Genomic DNA, 17264 nt, shown 5'->3' with positions numbered 1-17264 from the left:
ATGAGCAAGATCCTTATCCGTGGTGCGCGGGTGCTCGGCGGCGAGCCGCAGGACGTCCTGATCGACGGCGAGGTCGTCGAGGCCGTCGGCGGCGGGCTGTCCGCCGAGGGCGCCGAGGTCGTCGAGGCCGACGGCAAGGTGCTGCTGCCGGGCCTCGTCGACCTGCACACCCATCTGCGCGAGCCGGGCCGGGAGGACTCCGAGACCGTCCTGACCGGCACCCGCGCCGCCGCGAGCGGCGGTTTCACGGCCGTCTTCGCCATGGCCAACACCTTCCCCGTCGCGGACACCGCCGGTGTCGTCGAGCAGGTCTGGCGACTGGGCCGGGAGCACGGCTACTGCGACGTGCGGCCCATCGGCGCCGTCACCGTCGGCCTGGAGGGCAGGAAGCTCGCCGAGCTGGGGGCGATGCACGAGTCCGCCGCCGGCGTCACCGTCTTCTCCGACGACGGCAAGTGCGTCGACGACGCCGTGATCATGCGCCGCGCGCTGGAGTACGTGAAGGCCTTCGGCGGCGTCGTCGCCCAGCACGCGCAGGAGCCGCGGCTGACCGAGGGCGCCCAGATGAACGAGGGCGTCGTCTCCGCCGAGCTGGGGCTCGGGGGCTGGCCGGCCGTCGCCGAGGAGTCGATCATCGCGCGGGACGTGCTGCTCGCCGAGCACGTCGGCTCCCGCGTCCACATCTGCCACCTGTCCACCGCCGGCTCCGTCGAGATCGTCCGCTGGGCCAAGTCCCGCGGCATCGACGTCACCGCCGAGGTCACCCCGCACCACCTCCTCCTCACCGACGAGCTGGTGCGCTCCTACAACCCGGTCTACAAGGTGAACCCGCCGCTGCGCACCGAGCGTGACGTGTACGCCCTGCGCGAGGCGCTCGCCGACGGCACCATCGACATCGTCGCCACCGACCACGCCCCGCACCCGCACGAGGACAAGGACTGCGAGTGGGCCGCGGCCGCCATGGGCATGGTCGGCCTGGAGACCGCGCTGTCGGTGGTCCAGGAGACCATGGTGGAGACGGGCCTGCTGGACTGGGCCCAGGTCGCCGACCGCATGTCCTTCGCCCCGGCCCGCATCGGACGGGCCCAGGGACACGGCCGCCCCGTCTCGGCTGGTGAGCCCGCCAACCTCACGCTCGTCGACACGGCATACCGTGGGCAGGTGGACCCCGCGGGCTTCGCCTCGCGCAGCCGGAACACCCCGTACGAGGGGCGTGAGCTGCCGGGCCGTGTGACGCACACCTGGCTCCGGGGCAAGGCCACGCTCGTCGACGGGAAGCTCACGTGACATCTGCAGCACTACTGCTCGCGGCCGAGAAGGAATCGGCCCAAGTGACCGACTGGGCCGCCCGGATCGGCTGGGTGGTCGGCCTCGGCCTCTTCGTCGCGCTCGTCTACTGGCTGATGCGCGAGGGCTGGAAGTGGCGCGGCACGCTCCAGGGCGACCTGCCGGAGCTGCCCACCGCGCCGGACTCCCCGGGCCCGGCGAAACCGGCCGTGCTGTCGATGAGCGGCCTCTACCACGGCTCCACCACCGCCGGTCAGTGGCTGGACCGCATCGTGGCGCACGGCCTGGGCACCCGCAGCCGGGTCGAGCTCACCCTGACGGACGAGGGACTGGACGTCGTGCGCCCCGGCGCGAACGACTTCTTCGTCCCGGCCGGCGCGCTGCGCGAGGCGGTGCTCGGCAAGGGCATCGCCGGCAAGGTCCTCACCGAGGGCGGACTGCTCCTGGTGACCTGGGAGCACGGCGGCCGGCTGATCGACTCCGGTTTCCGCTCGGACCACGCGGCCGAGCACACCGCGTGGGTCGAGGCCATCAACTCCATGATCAACAAGAGGGAAACGGAAGGCGCACGATGACGACCTCCATCCAGGGGATCGCCTCGCAGAGGCACAAGGCGGCTCCCGCCGTACTCGTCCTGGAGGACGGCCGCACCTTCCGCGGCCGCGCCTACGGGGCCGTGGGGGAGACCTTCGGCGAAGCGGTGTTCTCCACCGGCATGACCGGCTACCAGGAGACCCTGACCGACCCCTCCTACGCCCGCCAGATCGTCGTGGCGACCGCGCCGCAGATCGGCAACACCGGCTGGAACGACGAGGACGACGAGTCGGGCCGCATCTGGGTCTCCGGCTACGTCGTCCGCGACCCCGCGCGCGTGCCGTCCAACTGGCGCTCCCGGCGCTCCCTGGACGACGAGCTGGTCGCGCAGGGGGTCGTCGGCATCTCCGGCATCGACACCCGCGCCCTCACCCGCCACCTGCGCGAGCGCGGCTCCATGCGCGCCGGCATCTTCTCCGGCGAGGCGCTCGCGACCGGGCCCGAGCTGCTCGCCCGCGTGCAGGCCCAGCCGCACATGAAGGGCGCGAGCCTCTACGAGGAGGTCGCCACCGAGGAGGCCTACGTCGTCCCGGCGGTCGGCGAGAAGCGCTTCACCGTCGCCGCGATCGACCTCGGCATCAAGGGCATGACCCCGCACCGCATGGCCGAGCGCGGCATCGAGGTGCACGTGCTGCCCGCGACGGCCACGGCGGACGAGGTGTACGCCGTGGCCCCCGACGGCGTGTTCTTCTCCAACGGCCCCGGCGACCCGGCCACCGCCGACGGTCCCGTCGCCCTCATGACCGAGGTGCTGGAGCGCAGGACCCCGCTGTTCGGCATCTGCTTCGGCAACCAGATCCTCGGCCGCGCCCTCGGCTTCGGCACCTACAAGCTGAAGTACGGCCACCGCGGCATCAACCAGCCGGTCCAGGACCGTACGACCGGCAAGGTCGAGGTCACCGCGCACAACCACGGCTTCGCCGTGGACGCGCCGCTCGACAAGGTGAGCGAGACGAAGTTCGGCCGCGCCGAGGTCTCCCACGTCTGCCTCAACGACGACGTCGTGGAGGGGCTCCAGCTGCTCGACCAGCCGGCCTTCTCCGTCCAGTACCACCCCGAAGCGGCAGCCGGCCCGCACGACGCCGCCTACCTGTTCGACCGCTTCGTTTCCCTGATGGAGGGCCAGCGTGCCTAAGCGCACCGATATCCAGTCCGTCCTGGTCATCGGCTCCGGCCCGATCGTGATCGGACAGGCAGCCGAGTTCGACTACTCCGGCACCCAGGCGTGCCGCGTCCTGCGCGCCGAGGGCCTGCGCGTGATCCTCGTCAACTCCAACCCGGCGACGATCATGACCGACCCGGAGATCGCCGACGCCACCTACGTCGAGCCGATCACCCCGGAGTTCGTCGAGAAGATCATCGCCAAGGAGCGGCCGGACGCCCTGCTGCCCACCCTGGGCGGCCAGACGGCCCTCAACACGGCCATCTCGCTCGCCGAGAACGGCGTTCTGGAGAAGTACGGCGTCGAGTTGATCGGCGCCAACGTCGAGGCCATCAACAAGGGCGAGGACCGCGACCTCTTCAAGGGTGTCGTGGAGGCCGTGCGCGCGAAGATCGGCCACGGCGAGTCCGCCCGCTCCGTCATCTGCCACACGATGGACGAGGTCCTCGCCGGCGTCGACGAGCTGGGCGGCTACCCGGTCGTCGTGCGGCCCTCCTTCACCATGGGCGGCGCCGGCTCCGGCTTCGCCCACGACGAGGAGGAGCTGCGCCGCATCGCCGGCCAGGGCCTCACGCTCTCGCCGACCACCGAGGTGCTCCTGGAGGAGTCCATCCTCGGCTGGAAGGAGTACGAGCTGGAGCTGATGCGCGACAAGCACGACAACGTCGTGGTCGTCTGCTCCATCGAGAACTTCGACCCGATGGGCGTGCACACCGGCGACTCGATCACCGTCGCGCCCGCGATGACGCTGACCGACCGCGAGTACCAGATCCTGCGCGACGTCGGCATCGCCGTGATCCGCGAGGTCGGCGTGGACACCGGCGGCTGCAACATCCAGTTCGCGGTGAACCCCGAGGACGGCCGGGTCATCGTCATCGAGATGAACCCGCGCGTGTCCCGTTCGTCGGCGCTGGCCTCCAAGGCGACCGGCTTCCCGATCGCCAAGATCGCGGCCAAGCTCGCCGTCGGCTACACCCTCGACGAGATCCCGAACGACATCACGCAGCAGACCCCGGCCTCCTTCGAGCCCACGCTCGACTACGTGGTCGTCAAGGCCCCCCGCTTCGCCTTCGAGAAGTTCCCGAGCGCGGACTCGACGCTGACGACCACCATGAAGTCCGTCGGCGAGGCCATGGCCATCGGCCGCAACTTCACCGAGGCCTTCCAGAAGGCGCTGCGCTCGCTGGAGAAGAAGGGCAGCCAGTTCACGTTCGTCGGCGAGCCCGGCGACAAGCGGCAGCTCCTGACGGAGGCCGTCCGGCCCACCGACGGCCGGATCAACACCGTCATGCAGGCCATCCGCGCGGGCGCCACCCCGCAGGAGGTCTTCGAGTTCACGAAGATCGACCCCTGGTTCGTCGACCAGCTGTTCCTGATCAAGGAGGTCGCGGACGAGCTGGCCGCCGCCGACCGCCTCGACGGCGACCTGCTCGCCGAGGCCAAGCGGCACGGCTTCTCCGACCAGCAGATCGCCGAGATCCGCGGCCTGCGCGAGGACGTCGTCCGCGAGGTCCGGCACTCGCTGGGCGTCCGCCCCGTCTACAAGACGGTCGACACCTGCGCCGCCGAGTTCGCGGCGAGGACGCCGTACTTCTACTCCTCCTACGACGAGGAGAGCGAAGTCGCGACCCGCGAGAAGCCGGCCGTCATCATCCTGGGCTCCGGCCCGAACCGCATCGGCCAGGGCATCGAGTTCGACTACTCCTGCGTGCACGCCTCCTTCGCGCTGTCCGACGCCGGGTACGAGACCGTGATGGTCAACTGCAACCCGGAGACCGTCTCCACCGACTACGACACCTCCGACCGCCTGTACTTCGAGCCGCTGACGCTCGAGGACGTGCTGGAGATCGTCCACGCGGAGGCACAGGCCGGCCCGATCGCCGGTGTCGTCGTCCAGCTCGGCGGCCAGACCCCGCTGGGCCTGGCGCAGGCCCTCAAGGACAACGGCGTGCCGATCGTCGGCACGCCCCCCGAGGCGATCCACGCGGCCGAGGACCGGGGCGCCTTCGGACGCGTCCTCGCCGAGGCCGGCCTGCCGGCCCCGAAGCACGGCACCGCCACCACCTTCGCCGGCGCCAAGGCCATCGCCGACGAGATCGGCTACCCGGTCCTCGTCCGCCCGTCGTACGTCCTCGGCGGCCGCGGCATGGAGATCGTCTACGACGAGACCCGGCTGTCCGCCTACATCGCCGAGTCGACCGAGATCAGCCCCACCCGGCCGGTCCTGGTCGACCGCTTCCTCGACGACGCCATCGAGATCGACGTCGACGCGCTCTACGACGGCGAGGAGCTCTACCTCGGCGGCGTCATGGAGCACATCGAGGAGGCCGGCATCCACTCCGGCGACTCGGCGTGCGCCCTGCCCCCGATCACCCTCGGCGGCTTCGACATCAAGCGCCTGCGGGCCTCCACGGAGGCCATCGCGCGCGGGGTGGGCGTCCGCGGTCTGATCAACATCCAGTTCGCGATGACCGGGGACATCCTCTACGTCCTGGAGGCCAACCCGCGCGCGTCCCGCACCGTCCCCTTCACCTCGAAGGCGACCGCGGTGCCGCTGGCCAAGGCCGCCGCCCGGATCTCCCTGGGCGCGACCGTCGCCGAACTGCGCGCCGAGGGGCTGCTCCCGGCGACCGGTGACGGCGGCGAGCTGCCGCTGGACGCGCCGATCTCCGTCAAGGAGGCCGTGATGCCGTGGACCCGCTTCCGCGACACCTCCGGCCGCGGCGTCGACACCATCCTGGGCCCGGAGATGCGCTCCACCGGCGAGGTCATGGGCATCGACTCCGTCTTCGGCACGGCGTACGCCAAGTCGCAGGCGGGCGCCTACGGCCCGCTGCCCACCAAGGGCCGCGCGTTCATCTCGGTCGCCAACCGCGACAAGCGGTCGATGATCTTCCCGGCGCGCGAGCTGGTCGCCCACGGCTTCGAGCTGCTCGCCACCTCCGGCACCGCCGAGGTCCTCAGGCGCAACGGCATCAACGCCACGGTCGTGCGCAAGCAGTCCGAGGGCACCGGCCCGAACGGCGAGAAGACCATCGTCCAGCTCATCCACGACGGCCAGGTCGACCTCATCGTCAACACCCCCTACGGCACCGGCGGCCGTCTCGACGGCTACGACATCCGTACGGCGGCGGTGGCGCGCTCGGTGCCCTGCCTGACGACGGTCCAGGCGCTCGCCGCCGCCGTCCAGGGCATCGACGCCCTCAACCACGGGGACGTGGGCGTGCGTTCCCTCCAGGAACACGCCGAGCATCTGACCGCGGCCCGCGACTAGCAAGCCCCAGGGGGACACCGGAAACGGTGTCCCCCTCTGTATGAGGTCTTCGAGGACATCGTCATGTATCAGCTCTTCTTCCGTCTGGTCTTCTCCCGGATGGACCCGGAGAAGGCCCACCACCTGGCCTTCCGCTGGATCCGGCTCGTCGCCCGGATCCCGGTGCTCCGCACGTTCGTCGCGGCCGCACTCGCCCCCCGCCACCGGGAACTGCGCACCGAGGCCCTCGGCCTGCGCATGCACGGCCCCTTCGGGCTCGCCGCCGGCTTCGACAAGAACGCGGTCGCCGTCGACGGCATGGCGATGGTCGGCTTCGACCACGTCGAGATCGGCACGGTCACCGGGGAGGCACAGCCCGGCAACCCCAAGAAGCGGCTGTTCCGCCTGGTCGCCGACCGGGCGCTGATCAACCGCATGGGCTTCAACAACGACGGCTCGCTGACCGTCGCCGCGCGCCTGGCCTCCCGCGAGCCCGTCTTCAGGACCGTCGTGGGCGTCAACATCGGCAAGACCAAGGCCGTGCCGGAGGCCGAGGCGGTCGCCGACTACGTGAAGTCGGCCGAGCGGCTCGCGCCGTACGCCGACTACCTGGTCGTCAACGTCTCCTCCCCGAACACGCCGGGGCTGCGCGACCTCCAGGCCACCGAGGCGCTGCGGCCGCTGCTGAGCGCCGTGCGGGAGGCCGCCGACCGCACGGCCGCCCACCGACGGGTGCCGCTGCTGGTCAAGATCGCCCCCGACCTCGCCGACGAGGACGTGGACGCCGTCGCCGACCTCGCCCTGGAGCTGGGCCTGGACGGGATCATCGCCACGAACACCACCATCGCGCGCGAAGGCCTCGGCCTGACCTCGTCACCCGCCCTGGTGCAGGAGACCGGAGGTCTGTCGGGGGCGCCGCTCAAGGCGCGCTCCCTGGAGGTGCTGCGGCGCCTCTACGCGCGCGTGGGCGACCGCATCACCCTCGTGGGCGTCGGCGGCGTCGAGACCGCCGAGGACGCCTGGGAGCGCATCCTGGCGGGTGCCACCCTCGTCCAGGGCTACAGCGCCTTCGTCTACGAGGGGCCCTTCTGGGCCCGCGCGATCCACAAGGGCCTCGCCGCCCGCCTGCGCACCAGCCCGTACGCCACCCTCGCCGACGCGGTCGGCGCCGACGTGAGGAGGACGGCATGACCCCGGAGCCCTTCGGAGCCCGCCTGCGCCGTGCCATGGACGAGCGCGGCCCGCTGTGCGTCGGCATCGACCCGCACGCCTCGCTGCTCGCCGAGTGGGGCCTGGACGACACCGTCGCCGGTCTGGAGCGGTTCAGCCGGACGGTCGTCGAGGCCGTGGCCGACCGCGTCGCCGTCCTGAAGCCGCAGAGCGCCTTCTTCGAACGGTTCGGCTCGCGCGGGATCGCCGTCCTGGAGAGGTCGGTCGAGGAGGCGCGGGCGGCCGGCGCCCTGGTCGTGATGGACGCCAAGCGCGGCGACATCGGCTCGACCATGGCCGCCTACGCCGAGTCCTTCCTGCGCGAGGGCGCCCCGCTCTTCTCGGACGCGCTGACCGTGTCGCCGTACCTCGGCTACGGGTCGCTCTCACCGGCCGTGGCCCTGGCGCGCGAGAGCGGCGCCGGCCTCTTCGTACTGGCGCTCACCTCCAACCCGGAGGGCGGCGAGGTCCAGCACGCGGTGCGCGCGGACGGCCGTACCGTCGGCGCGACGATGCTGGCGCACCTGGCGGCCGAGAACGCGGGGGAGGAGCCGCTGGGCTCCTTCGGCGCGGTCGTCGGCGCGACGCTCGGTGACCTGTCGACGTACGACCTCGACTTCGACGGCCCGATCCTCGCGCCCGGCATCGGTGCCCAGGGGGCGACCCCGGCGGACCTGCCGCACGTCTTCGGGGCCGCGGTGCGCAACGTCGTGCCGAACGTCAGCCGCGGCGTGCTGCGCCACGGTCCCGACGTGGTCGCGCTGCGTGACGCCGCGGACCGGTTCGCGCGACAGGTCAGGGCCGCGGTCGAGGCCGCCTGACCGCCCGCGGCCGTCCGGCCGGGTCCTCCGCCGGACGGCCGCGGACCGGCTTGAGCCTGAATACATTCTCAAATCCTGGGCAATTTGTCTTAAATATCCAACCCGGTAGAGGCTGACCAGGACTTTTCCGCTGTTCTCGCTGACTCTGGCGGAGTTGGCCGCTAGTCTCCGAGCGGAGGGTCGACGGGCAACGGTGTTGCTCGCGGCTCTCCAGGTGTGGGGCCACCAGGTTCCTCACCGGTCCGTATCCGACAGTTCGACATCCGAGGTGACGTAGGCGTGGCTCTTCCGCCCCTTACCCCCGAACAGCGCGCAGCCGCGCTCGAAAAGGCCGCCGCGGCTCGCCGGGAGCGGGCCGAGGTCAAGAATCGACTCAAGCACTCCGGCGCCTCCCTTCACGAGGTCATCAAGCAGGGCCAGGAGAACGACGTCGTCGGCAAGATGAAGGTCTCCGCGCTCCTGGAGTCCCTGCCGGGCGTGGGCAAGGTCCGCGCCAAGCAGATCATGGAACGGCTCGGCATCTCCGAGAGCCGCCGGGTGCGCGGGCTCGGCTCCAACCAGATCGCCTCGCTGGAGCGTGAGTTCGGCGACACGGCCAAGTGAGTCCGACGCGCTCCGGGCACAGCGTCCCGGGCACGGCGAGACAGCTGGAATAATCGCTGCATGGCTGTAACACCCCGGGGGACGACCCCCGAACCCCCGGACGCACGTCCGCGGCTGACCGTGCTCTCCGGCCCCTCAGGGGTCGGCAAGAGCACGGTCGTCGCCCATATGCGCAAAGAGCACCCCGAGGTCTGGCTCTCCGTCTCGGCGACGACCCGCAGGCCCCGCCCCGGCGAGAAGCACGGTGTCCACTACTTCTTCGTCACCGACGACGAGATGGACAAGCTGATCGCCAACGGCGAGCTGCTGGAGTGGGCCGAGTTCGCCGGCAACCGCTACGGCACACCGCGCGCGGCCGTGCTGGAGCGCCTGGAGGCCGGCGAACCCGTCCTCCTCGAGATCGACCTCCAGGGCGCGCGGCAGGTCCGCGAGTCCCTGTCCGAGGCCCGGCTGGTGTTCCTGGCCCCTCCCTCCTGGGAGGAGCTGGTGCGCAGGCTCACCGGCCGCGGCACCGAGTCGCCCGAGGTCGTCGCGCGCCGTCTGGACGCGGCCAAGGTCGAACTCGCGGCCGAGCCGGAGTTCGACGAGACCCTGGTCAACACCTCCGTCGAGGACGTGGCGCGCGAGCTGCTAGCCTTGATGGATGTTGTGTGATCACGACTGTGTGATCATGCCCCGTCTTTTCCCACCTATCGGAAGGTAGAGCGTGTCCTCTTCCATCTCCGCTCCCGAGGGCATCATCAACCCGCCGATCGACGAGCTCCTCGAGGCCACCGACTCGAAGTACAGCCTCGTGATCTACGCGGCCAAGCGGGCCCGTCAGATCAACGCGTACTACTCGCAGCTCGGCGAGGGCCTCCTCGAGTACGTCGGTCCGCTCGTCGACACCCACGTCCACGAGAAGCCGCTCTCGATCGCGCTCCGCGAGATCAACGCGGGTCTGCTGACCTCCGAGGCCATCGAGGGCCCGGCTCAGTAGTATTTTCAGCTCGCAGTAGGTTTTTCCACAGGCCCGGCGGCGCGACCGCCGGGCCTGTGGTGTGTGATGGACCCATGCGCCGGGAGCCGCGGCGCACGGTTTCCGAGGTCCGGGGAGAGACGGTGGACAAACCCAAGGTCGTGCTCGGGGTCAGTGGCGGCATCGCCGCCTACAAGGCCTGTGAGCTGCTGCGCAGGCTGACCGAGTCGGGTCACGACGTGCGCGTCGTCCCCACCGCCTCCGCCCTGCACTTCGTCGGCGCGGCCACCTGGTCTGCCCTCTCCGGCCACCCGGTCTCCACCGAGGTCTGGGACGACGTCCACGAGGTCCCGCACGTCCGCATCGGCCAGCACGCCGACCTCGTGGTCGTCGCCCCCGCCACCGCCGACATGCTCGCCAAGGCCGCCCACGGACTGGCCGACGACCTGCTCACCAACACCCTGCTCACCGCCCGGTGCCCGGTCGTCCTCGCCCCGGCGATGCACACCGAGATGTGGGAGCACCCGGCCACCCAGGAGAACGTGGCGACGCTGCGCCGCCGCGGTGCCGTCGTCGTGGAACCGGCCGTCGGCCGGCTCACCGGCGCCGACACCGGCAAGGGCAGGCTGCCCGACCCCGCCGAGATCTTCGAGGTCTGCCGACGCGTCCTGGCCCGCGGGCCGCGGGAGCCCGACCTGGCCGGGCGGCACGTCGTCGTCAGCGCGGGCGGCACCCGCGAACCCCTCGACCCCGTCCGCTTCCTCGGCAACCGCTCCTCCGGCAAGCAGGGCTACGCCCTCGCCCGTACCGCCGCCGCGCGCGGCGCCCGCGTCACGCTCGTCGCGGCCAACACCGCGCTGCCCGACCCCGCCGGCGTCGACGTCGTCTCGGTCGGCACCGCCGTACAGCTGCGCGAGGCGGTGCTGAAGGCGGCGGCCGACGCCGACGCGGTGGTCATGGCGGCCGCGGTCGCCGACTTCCGGCCCGCCGTCTACGCGTCGGGCAAGATCAAGAAGAAGGACGGGCAGGAACCGGAACCCATCGTCCTGCTGCGGAATCCGGACATCCTCGCGGAGATCTCCGCGGAGCGCGTCCGCCCCGGCCAGGTGGTCGTCGGCTTCGCCGCCGAGACCGACGAGGTGCTGGCCAACGGCCGGGCGAAACTGCGCCGCAAGGGCTGCGATCTGCTGGTCGTCAACGAGGTGGGGGAGCGCAGGACCTTCGGCTCGGAGGAGAACGAGGCGGTCGTCCTGGACGCCGACGGCAGCGAGACCCCCGTCCCGCACGGCCCCAAGGAGGCGCTGGCCGAAATCGTGTGGGACCTGGTGACGCGGCGGCTGGCGTGATTGTTTGATGCGCACGGTCCCCCGACCCTCGCCCGTTCGGCGTGGCGCCTCTGGCCAACAGCGGCAGGCATTCGGCAGAATGCCTGTGTGCCGCAGGTCACAGCGCTCCCGAGAGGCGAGACGGGTGGGCCGGTGGTGAAGCGCGACCGATAAACTGTTGTCGGACGACGCCGGGCGCAGCTCCCGTCGCGTCCGCCCATGATCAGCCAGCAGCCGCTGCAACCCCAGGGAGCGTTGTGTCCCGTCGCCTGTTCACCTCGGAGTCCGTGACCGAGGGTCACCCCGACAAGATCGCTGACCAGATCAGCGACACCATTCTCGACGCGCTTCTGCGCGAGGACCCGACGTCCCGGGTCGCCGTAGAGACCCTGATCACGACCGGCCTGGTGCACGTGGCCGGTGAGGTCACCACCAAGGCGTACGCGCCGATCCCGCAGCTGGTCCGGGACAAGATCCTGGAGATCGGTTACGACTCCTCGAAGAAGGGCTTCGACGGCGCCTCCTGCGGCGTCTCGGTGTCCATCGGCGCGCAGTCCCCGGACATCGCCCAGGGTGTCGACACGGCGTACGAGACGCGGGTCGAGGGTGACGACGACGAGCTGGACCGGCAGGGCGCGGGCGACCAGGGCCTGATGTTCGGCTACGCCTCCGACGAGACGCCGACGCTGATGCCGCTCCCGATCTTCCTGGCCCACCGCCTGTCGAAGCGCCTCTCGGACGTCCGCAAGAACGGCACCATCCCCTACCTGCGCCCCGACGGCAAGACCCAGGTCACCATCGAGTACGACGGCGACAAGGCGGTCCGTCTGGACACCGTCGTCGTCTCCTCGCAGCACGCGTCCGACATCGACCTGGACTCGCTGCTCGCGCCCGACATCCGCGAGTTCGTCGTGGAGCCGGAGCTGAAGGCGCTGCTGGACGAGGGCATCAAGATCGACACCGAGAACTACCGGCTGCTGGTCAACCCCACCGGCCGTTTCGAGATCGGCGGCCCGATGGGCGACGCGGGTCTGACCGGCCGCAAGATCATCATCGACACCTACGGCGGCTTCGCCCGCCACGGCGGCGGTGCCTTCTCCGGCAAGGACCCGTCCAAGGTCGACCGCTCCGCCGCCTACGCGATGCGCTGGGTCGCGAAGAACGTCGTCGCCGCCGGCCTGGCCGCGCGCTGCGAGGTCCAGGTCGCCTACGCGATCGGCAAGGCCGAGCCGGTCGGTCTGTTCGTCGAGACCTTCGGCACCCACAAGATCGACCCCGAGAAGATCGAGAAGGCCATCGACGAGGTCTTCGACCTCCGCCCGGCCGCGATCATCCGCGACCTCGACCTGCTCCGCCCGATCTACGCCCAGACCGCCGCGTACGGCCACTTCGGCCGCGAGCTGCCCGACTTCACGTGGGAGCGCACGGACCGGGTGGCCGCGCTGAAGGAGGCGGCGGGCCTCTGAGGCCACCGCCACCGCGACGCACCGGGCCCGGCTTCCCCAGGGAGGCCGGGCCTCGGCGTTGCACGGCGCGGCCCCGCGGCCGGCGGGGCGGGGGAGCACGGGCGCTCGGGGACGGCCGTTGTCGGCGGCGTTTGGTATGAATGCAGGCGTGAGCGGCGAGAACGGGCAGCGGGAGGACGGCGGGGACGGGGCACCGCCGGAGCAGCTCGCGCTTCTCCGCGAGAGCGTGCGGCAGTCCAAGGCACCGCGGGCGAAGCCGCGCACCTGGCGGGGGGCCGCGCTCGCCGAGAGGATGCCGGTCGCCCGGGTGCTCGTCGACAAGGGCGTCCTGCACCTCGACCGGTACTTCGACTACGCGGTGCCCGCCGAGCTGGACGCGGACGCCCAGCCGGGCGTGCGGGTGCGGGTGCGGTTCGGGGCCGGCCGCGGACGGGTGCGCGAGGGGCGCCGTGAGGGCGGCGGGCTGATCGACGGGTTCCTCGTCGAGCGGCTCGCCGAGTCGGACTACGCCGGGCCGCTGGCCGCCCTCGCCCAGGTCGTCTCGCCCGAGCCCGTGCTGAGCCCGGAACTGCTGGGGCTGGCGCGCTCCGTCGCCGACCGGTACGCGGGGAGCCTGGCGGACGTGCTCCAGCTGGCCGTGCCGCCGCGCAGCGCCCGGGCCGAGCGGCGGCCCTCGCCCGCGCCCCTCCCCCCGCCGCAGGCGCCGCCACCGGGCTCCTGGGGGCGGTACGAGCACGGGGCCGCGTTCCTCGACGCGCTGGCCCGGGGAGGGTCCCCGAGGGCGGTGTGGAACGCGCTGCCCGGTCCCGAGTGGAGCGAGGAACTGGCGCGGGCCGTCGCCGCGACGCTGGCCTCGGGACGCGGCGCCCTCGTCGTCGTACCGGACGGGCGGGCCGCCGCGCGGGTGGACGGCGCTCTGACGGCGTTGCTGGGGGAGGGGCGGCACGCTCTGCTCACCGCCGACGCCGGGCCGGAGAAGCGCTACCGGGAGTGGCTCGCGGTGCGGCGCGCGAGTGTGCGGGCGGTCGTCGGGACGCGGGCCGCCATGTTCGCGCCGGTGCGCGACCTGGGACTGGTCGCCGTGTGGGACGACGGTGACGACAGCCACAGCGAGCAGCACTCCCCGCAGCCGCACGCGCGCGACGTGCTGCTGCTGCGGGCGGCGCAGGACGGGTGCGGTTTCCTGATGGGGGGGTGGAGCTGCACCGTCGAGGGGGCGCAGCTCGTCGACAGCGGGTGGGCGCGGCCGCTGGTCGCCGGCCGGGAGCAGGTGCGCCGGACCGCGCCGCTGGTGCGGACCGTGGGGGACCAGGATCTCGCCCGGGACGAGGCGGCCCGGGCGGCCCGGCTGCCCAGCCTCGCCTGGCAGGCCGTCCGCGAGGGCCTGCGGCACGGTCCCGTGCTCGTGCAGGTGCCGCGGCGCGGTTACGTGCCGCGCATGGCGTGCGCCGCCTGCCGGGCGCCCGCCCGCTGCCGGCACTGTTCCGGGCCTTTGGAGGCGCGGGACGCCGGGGCGCTGTGGTGTGGCTGGTGCGGGCGCGAGGAGGGGGCCTGGCACTGTCCGGAGTGCGGTGGTTTCCGGCTGCGCGCGCAGGTCGTCGGGGCACGGCGGACGGCCGAGGAACTGGGCCGGGCGTTCCCCGCCGTACCGGTGCGCACGTCCGGACGGGAGCAGGTGCTGGACACCGTGCCCGGCACCCCCGCGCTCGTGGTGAGCACACCGGGTGCCGAGCCCGTCGCCGAGGGAGGGTACGCGGCGGCCCTGCTGCTGGACGGCTGGGCCATGGTCGGACGGCCCGACCTGCGGGCCGGGGAGGACGCGCTGCGGCGCTGGATCGCGGCCGCCGCCCTGGTGCGGCCCCAGGGCGACGGGGGGACCGTGGTCGTCGTCGCCGAGCCGACCCTGCGGCCGGTGCAGGCACTGGTGCGGTGGGACCCCGTCGGACACGCCGTGCGGGAACTGTCGGAACGGGCCGAGCTGGGCTTTCCCCCGGTGTCGCGGATGGCGGCCGTCGCCGGCCCGGGGGAGGCGGTGGCCGCTTTCCTCGGCTCCGTGGAGCTGCCCCGGGAGGCCGAGGTGCTGGGACCCGTCCCCCTGCCGGTCACCCCCGCGGGGCGGACCCGGCGGCCGGGGGCACCGCCGCCCGGCGAGCAGTGGGAGCGGGCGCTGGTCCGGGTGCCGCCGGGGAAGGGGGCCGCCCTGGCCGCCGCGCTCAAGGCGGCGCAGGCCGCGCGGACGGCGCGGGGCGGTGCGGCCTCGCGGGGTGAGGGGGCCGCGGGGCCGGTGTGGGTGCGGGTGGATCCGCCGGACATCGGGTGACGGCCGGGCAGGGCCGTGCCGGGCCGGACAGGAGGGCCGGGGCAGAGGGCGCTGAGGCGGTCGGCGCCCGGCGGCCGGGAAGGAGAGGTCGGCCGGGCCAGGAGGGACGTCGCACCGGTCGGTGGCCGGGCCGGGCGTCACGGGCGAGGCGTCACGGGCCAGGGGCCGCCGGGCACACGGCCACAGGGTCCGGACCGCAGGCGTCCCACGGCCCACACGGCCCACCGGGTACACGGCTCACGAGGCACACGGCTCACGGCCGGCGGTCCCCTCCGGGTGCGCGCCGCGCCGAGCGGGCGTGCCGCCGCCCTGCCCTCCTCCGCTCCGCGCCCTCGGTCCCCGAGCCCTGATCCCCGAACCCTGATCCCCGGGACGCCCGCGCGGTGCGGGCCCCGGCATGTGTCCGCCCCCCCGGACGTGCCGAGGAAGGCAGGCGGAGGAGGCAGGCGGAGGAGGCGGGCGGGCGGGAGAGGTCAGCCGTTCCGTGAGCCGGGGAAGGCCGTCGGTCTGACGTCCTCGCGCAGGGAGGGGCTGCCCGCCGTCGGCTGGGTCGGCATCGAGCGGGCCGCGGGGACCGTGGGGACCACGGAGATGCCGGCGCCCACGTCGACCGTGCGGGGGGCCGGTGTCTCGGCCGCCGTCCGGTCGGCCTCCGCGGCCGTCCGGTCGGCGGCACGGCGGGCGCCGTAGCGCCGGTGCACCGCCTGCTTGGTGACGCCGAGCGCGGAGCCCACCGCGTCCCACGAGAAGCCGAGCGAGCGGTCGAAGTCCACCGCCGCGGTGACCAGGGTCTCGACGCTGTCCCGCAGTTCCTGGGCGAGGCGGACCGTCGGTGCGGGAGCGCGTCCGTAGACGACGAAGCCCGTGGACGGGCCGGAGCGGCGCGGACGGTAGACGTTGCCCAGCTGGGCCGTCAGGGTGCGCAGCGCGTCCACCTGCCGGCGGACCCGCTCGATGTCCCGCACCAGCAGTTGCAGGCTGGCACGGGCCTGGGCGTCGTGGGTTGCGTGGTCGGCCATGAACAAGCCTCTCGAACCGGCGTTGAAGAGAAAGGAGCGGCCCGCGGTGGGCGCGGTCCGATGTGGTCAACTCTTTCTTGACCAACGCGGATGCGCTCCGCTGGTCACGGTGTGGGGGCGTATGGGCATATGCGTACGCCCCCGGCGAGGAGCGTCGAGCAGCCCCTGGACGGCCGTGGACGACCGTGGGCGGCCCGTGCCGTCGGCGGCTTTCCCCGGGGGCGCAATAAACTTGTGCGTCGCCCGTCGTCCGTTCCCTCCGAGAGGCCCGTACCCACTCATGAAGCTCGTCTTCGCCGGTACCCCCGAGGTCGCCGTTCCCGCTCTGGACGCCCTGCTCGCCTCCGGGCGGCACGAGGTGGCCGCCGTCGTCACGCGGCCCGACGCGCAGGCGGGGCGGGGACGCAGGCTGGTCGCCTCCCCCGTGGCGCAGCGGGCCGAGGAGGCCGGGATCGAGGTGCTGAAGCCGGCCCGGCCGCGCGAGCCGGAGTTCCTGGCGCGGCTCGGGGAGATCGCCCCGGACTGCTGTCCCGTCGTCGCCTACGGCGCCCTGCTGCCCCGGGCGGCCCTCGACATCCCGGCCCACGGCTGGGTCAACCTGCACTTCTCGCTGTTGCCGGCCTGGCGGGGGGCCGCGCCCGTGCAGCACGCCGTCATGGCGGGGGACGAGATCACCGGCGCCTCCACCTTCCTCATCGAGGAGGGACTGGACTCCGGACCCGTCTACGGCACGGTGACCGAGGAGATCCGGCCCGCCGACACCAGCGGTGACCTGCTCACCCGTCTGGCGTTCGCCGGCGCCGGGCTGCTCGCCGCCACCATGGACGGGATCGAGGACGGCTCGCTGAAGGCCGTGCCGCAGCCGCAGGACGGCATCACCCTCGCGCCGAAGATCGGCGTCGAGGACGCACAGGTCGACTGGGCCGCTCCGGCGCTGCGCGTCGACCGGGTCGTGCGCGGCTGCACCCCCGCGCCGGGCGCCTGGACGACGTTCCGCGGTGAGCGGCTGAAGCTCATCCAGGTGCGGACCGCCCCGGGACGCGACGACCTCGCGCCGGGCGCCCTGGCCGTCGGCAAGAACAGCGTGCACGTCGGCACCGGATCGCACGCCGTCGAGCTGCTGTGGGTGCAGGCGCAGGGCAAGAAGCCGATGCGGGCGGCCGACTGGGCCCGCGGGGTGCGCATCACGGACGGCGAGCGGGCGGGCGAGTAGTCCCGGCCCCGCGGCCGGCGCGGCGGCCGCCGGG

14 protein-coding genes are annotated in these 17264 nt (G+C 72.8%); 13 read left to right on the top strand and 1 reads right to left on the bottom strand.

The window, feature by feature from the left end; genetic code table 11:
• From ACZ5FU_RS17730 to ACZ5FU_RS17675, 12 genes are all read left to right on the top strand, one after another.
• The gene (locus tag ACZ5FU_RS17730; RefSeq protein ID WP_468645570.1) at positions 1-1287 is read left to right on the top strand and encodes a dihydroorotase; all 1287 of its coding nucleotides are present in this window, start codon (positions 1-3) and stop codon (positions 1285-1287) included.
• Positions 1284-1862 (top strand): PH-like domain-containing protein, encoded by a 579-nt coding sequence (locus ACZ5FU_RS17725; protein WP_451528917.1) that lies wholly within the window; start codon positions 1284-1286, stop codon positions 1860-1862. The genes ACZ5FU_RS17730 and ACZ5FU_RS17725 overlap by 4 nt, the downstream gene beginning before the upstream one ends.
• Positions 1859-3016, top strand: coding sequence for a glutamine-hydrolyzing carbamoyl-phosphate synthase small subunit (carA, locus tag ACZ5FU_RS17720; protein ID WP_468837591.1), 1158 nt, complete (start codon positions 1859-1861; stop codon positions 3014-3016). The genes ACZ5FU_RS17725 and carA overlap by 4 nt, the downstream gene beginning before the upstream one ends.
• The gene (carB, locus tag ACZ5FU_RS17715; RefSeq protein ID WP_451780850.1) at positions 3009-6317 is read left to right on the top strand and encodes a carbamoyl-phosphate synthase large subunit; all 3309 of its coding nucleotides are present in this window, start codon (positions 3009-3011) and stop codon (positions 6315-6317) included. The genes carA and carB overlap by 8 nt, the downstream gene beginning before the upstream one ends.
• Before the next feature lie 63 nt (positions 6318-6380).
• Positions 6381-7487, top strand: a complete 1107-nt coding sequence (locus ACZ5FU_RS17710; RefSeq protein WP_451528920.1) for a quinone-dependent dihydroorotate dehydrogenase — start codon at positions 6381-6383, stop codon at positions 7485-7487.
• Positions 7484-8326, top strand: coding sequence for an orotidine-5'-phosphate decarboxylase (pyrF, locus tag ACZ5FU_RS17705; RefSeq protein WP_451528921.1), 843 nt, complete (start codon positions 7484-7486; stop codon positions 8324-8326). Before ACZ5FU_RS17710 ends, pyrF begins: the two co-directional genes overlap by 4 nt.
• A gap of 279 nt (positions 8327-8605) precedes the next feature.
• A complete protein-coding gene (locus tag ACZ5FU_RS17700; protein ID WP_073493500.1) occupies positions 8606-8929 on the top strand; it encodes an integration host factor in 324 nt (107 codons plus the stop codon).
• 60 nt (positions 8930-8989) lie between these two features.
• On the top strand, positions 8990-9583 hold the full coding sequence (gmk, locus tag ACZ5FU_RS17695; RefSeq protein WP_451528922.1) for a guanylate kinase: 594 nt from the start codon (positions 8990-8992) through the stop codon (positions 9581-9583).
• Positions 9584-9635: 52 nt separating this feature from the next.
• Positions 9636-9908: a DNA-directed RNA polymerase subunit omega gene (gene rpoZ / locus ACZ5FU_RS17690; protein ID WP_003977348.1), complete on the top strand. Its 273-nt coding sequence runs from the start codon at positions 9636-9638 to the stop codon at positions 9906-9908.
• Between the two features lie 122 nt (positions 9909-10030).
• A complete protein-coding gene (gene coaBC / locus ACZ5FU_RS17685; protein WP_451528923.1) occupies positions 10031-11233 on the top strand; it encodes a bifunctional phosphopantothenoylcysteine decarboxylase/phosphopantothenate--cysteine ligase CoaBC in 1203 nt (400 codons plus the stop codon).
• Positions 11234-11469: 236 nt separating this feature from the next.
• On the top strand, positions 11470-12678 hold the full coding sequence (gene metK / locus ACZ5FU_RS17680) for a methionine adenosyltransferase (protein WP_366057805.1): 1209 nt from the start codon (positions 11470-11472) through the stop codon (positions 12676-12678).
• A 148-nt stretch (positions 12679-12826) separates the two neighbouring features.
• Positions 12827-14998: a primosomal protein N' gene (locus tag ACZ5FU_RS17675; RefSeq protein WP_468645576.1), complete on the top strand. Its 2172-nt coding sequence runs from the start codon at positions 12827-12829 to the stop codon at positions 14996-14998.
• Between the two features lie 473 nt (positions 14999-15471).
• On the opposite strand, the gene ACZ5FU_RS17670 is transcribed toward ACZ5FU_RS17675, so the two are convergent.
• Entirely contained in the window at positions 15472-16017 is a 546-nt protein-coding gene (locus tag ACZ5FU_RS17670; RefSeq protein ID WP_451781246.1) for a hypothetical protein, read from the bottom strand.
• 280 nt (positions 16018-16297) lie between these two features.
• Here ACZ5FU_RS17670 and fmt point away from each other — a divergent pair, with 280 nt between their 5' ends.
• Positions 16298-17230 carry a methionyl-tRNA formyltransferase gene (gene fmt / locus ACZ5FU_RS17665; RefSeq protein WP_451528926.1) on the top strand — a complete coding sequence of 311 codons (933 nt, stop codon included), beginning with the start codon at positions 16298-16300 and terminating at the stop codon, positions 17228-17230.
• The last annotated feature ends 34 nt before the right edge of the window (positions 17231-17264 follow it).

Source organism: Streptomyces sp. NPDC031554, assembly GCF_055580685.1.
The sequence above is the reverse complement of the archived record's forward strand: the minus strand, read 5'-3'. Positions and strand labels throughout refer to the sequence as shown.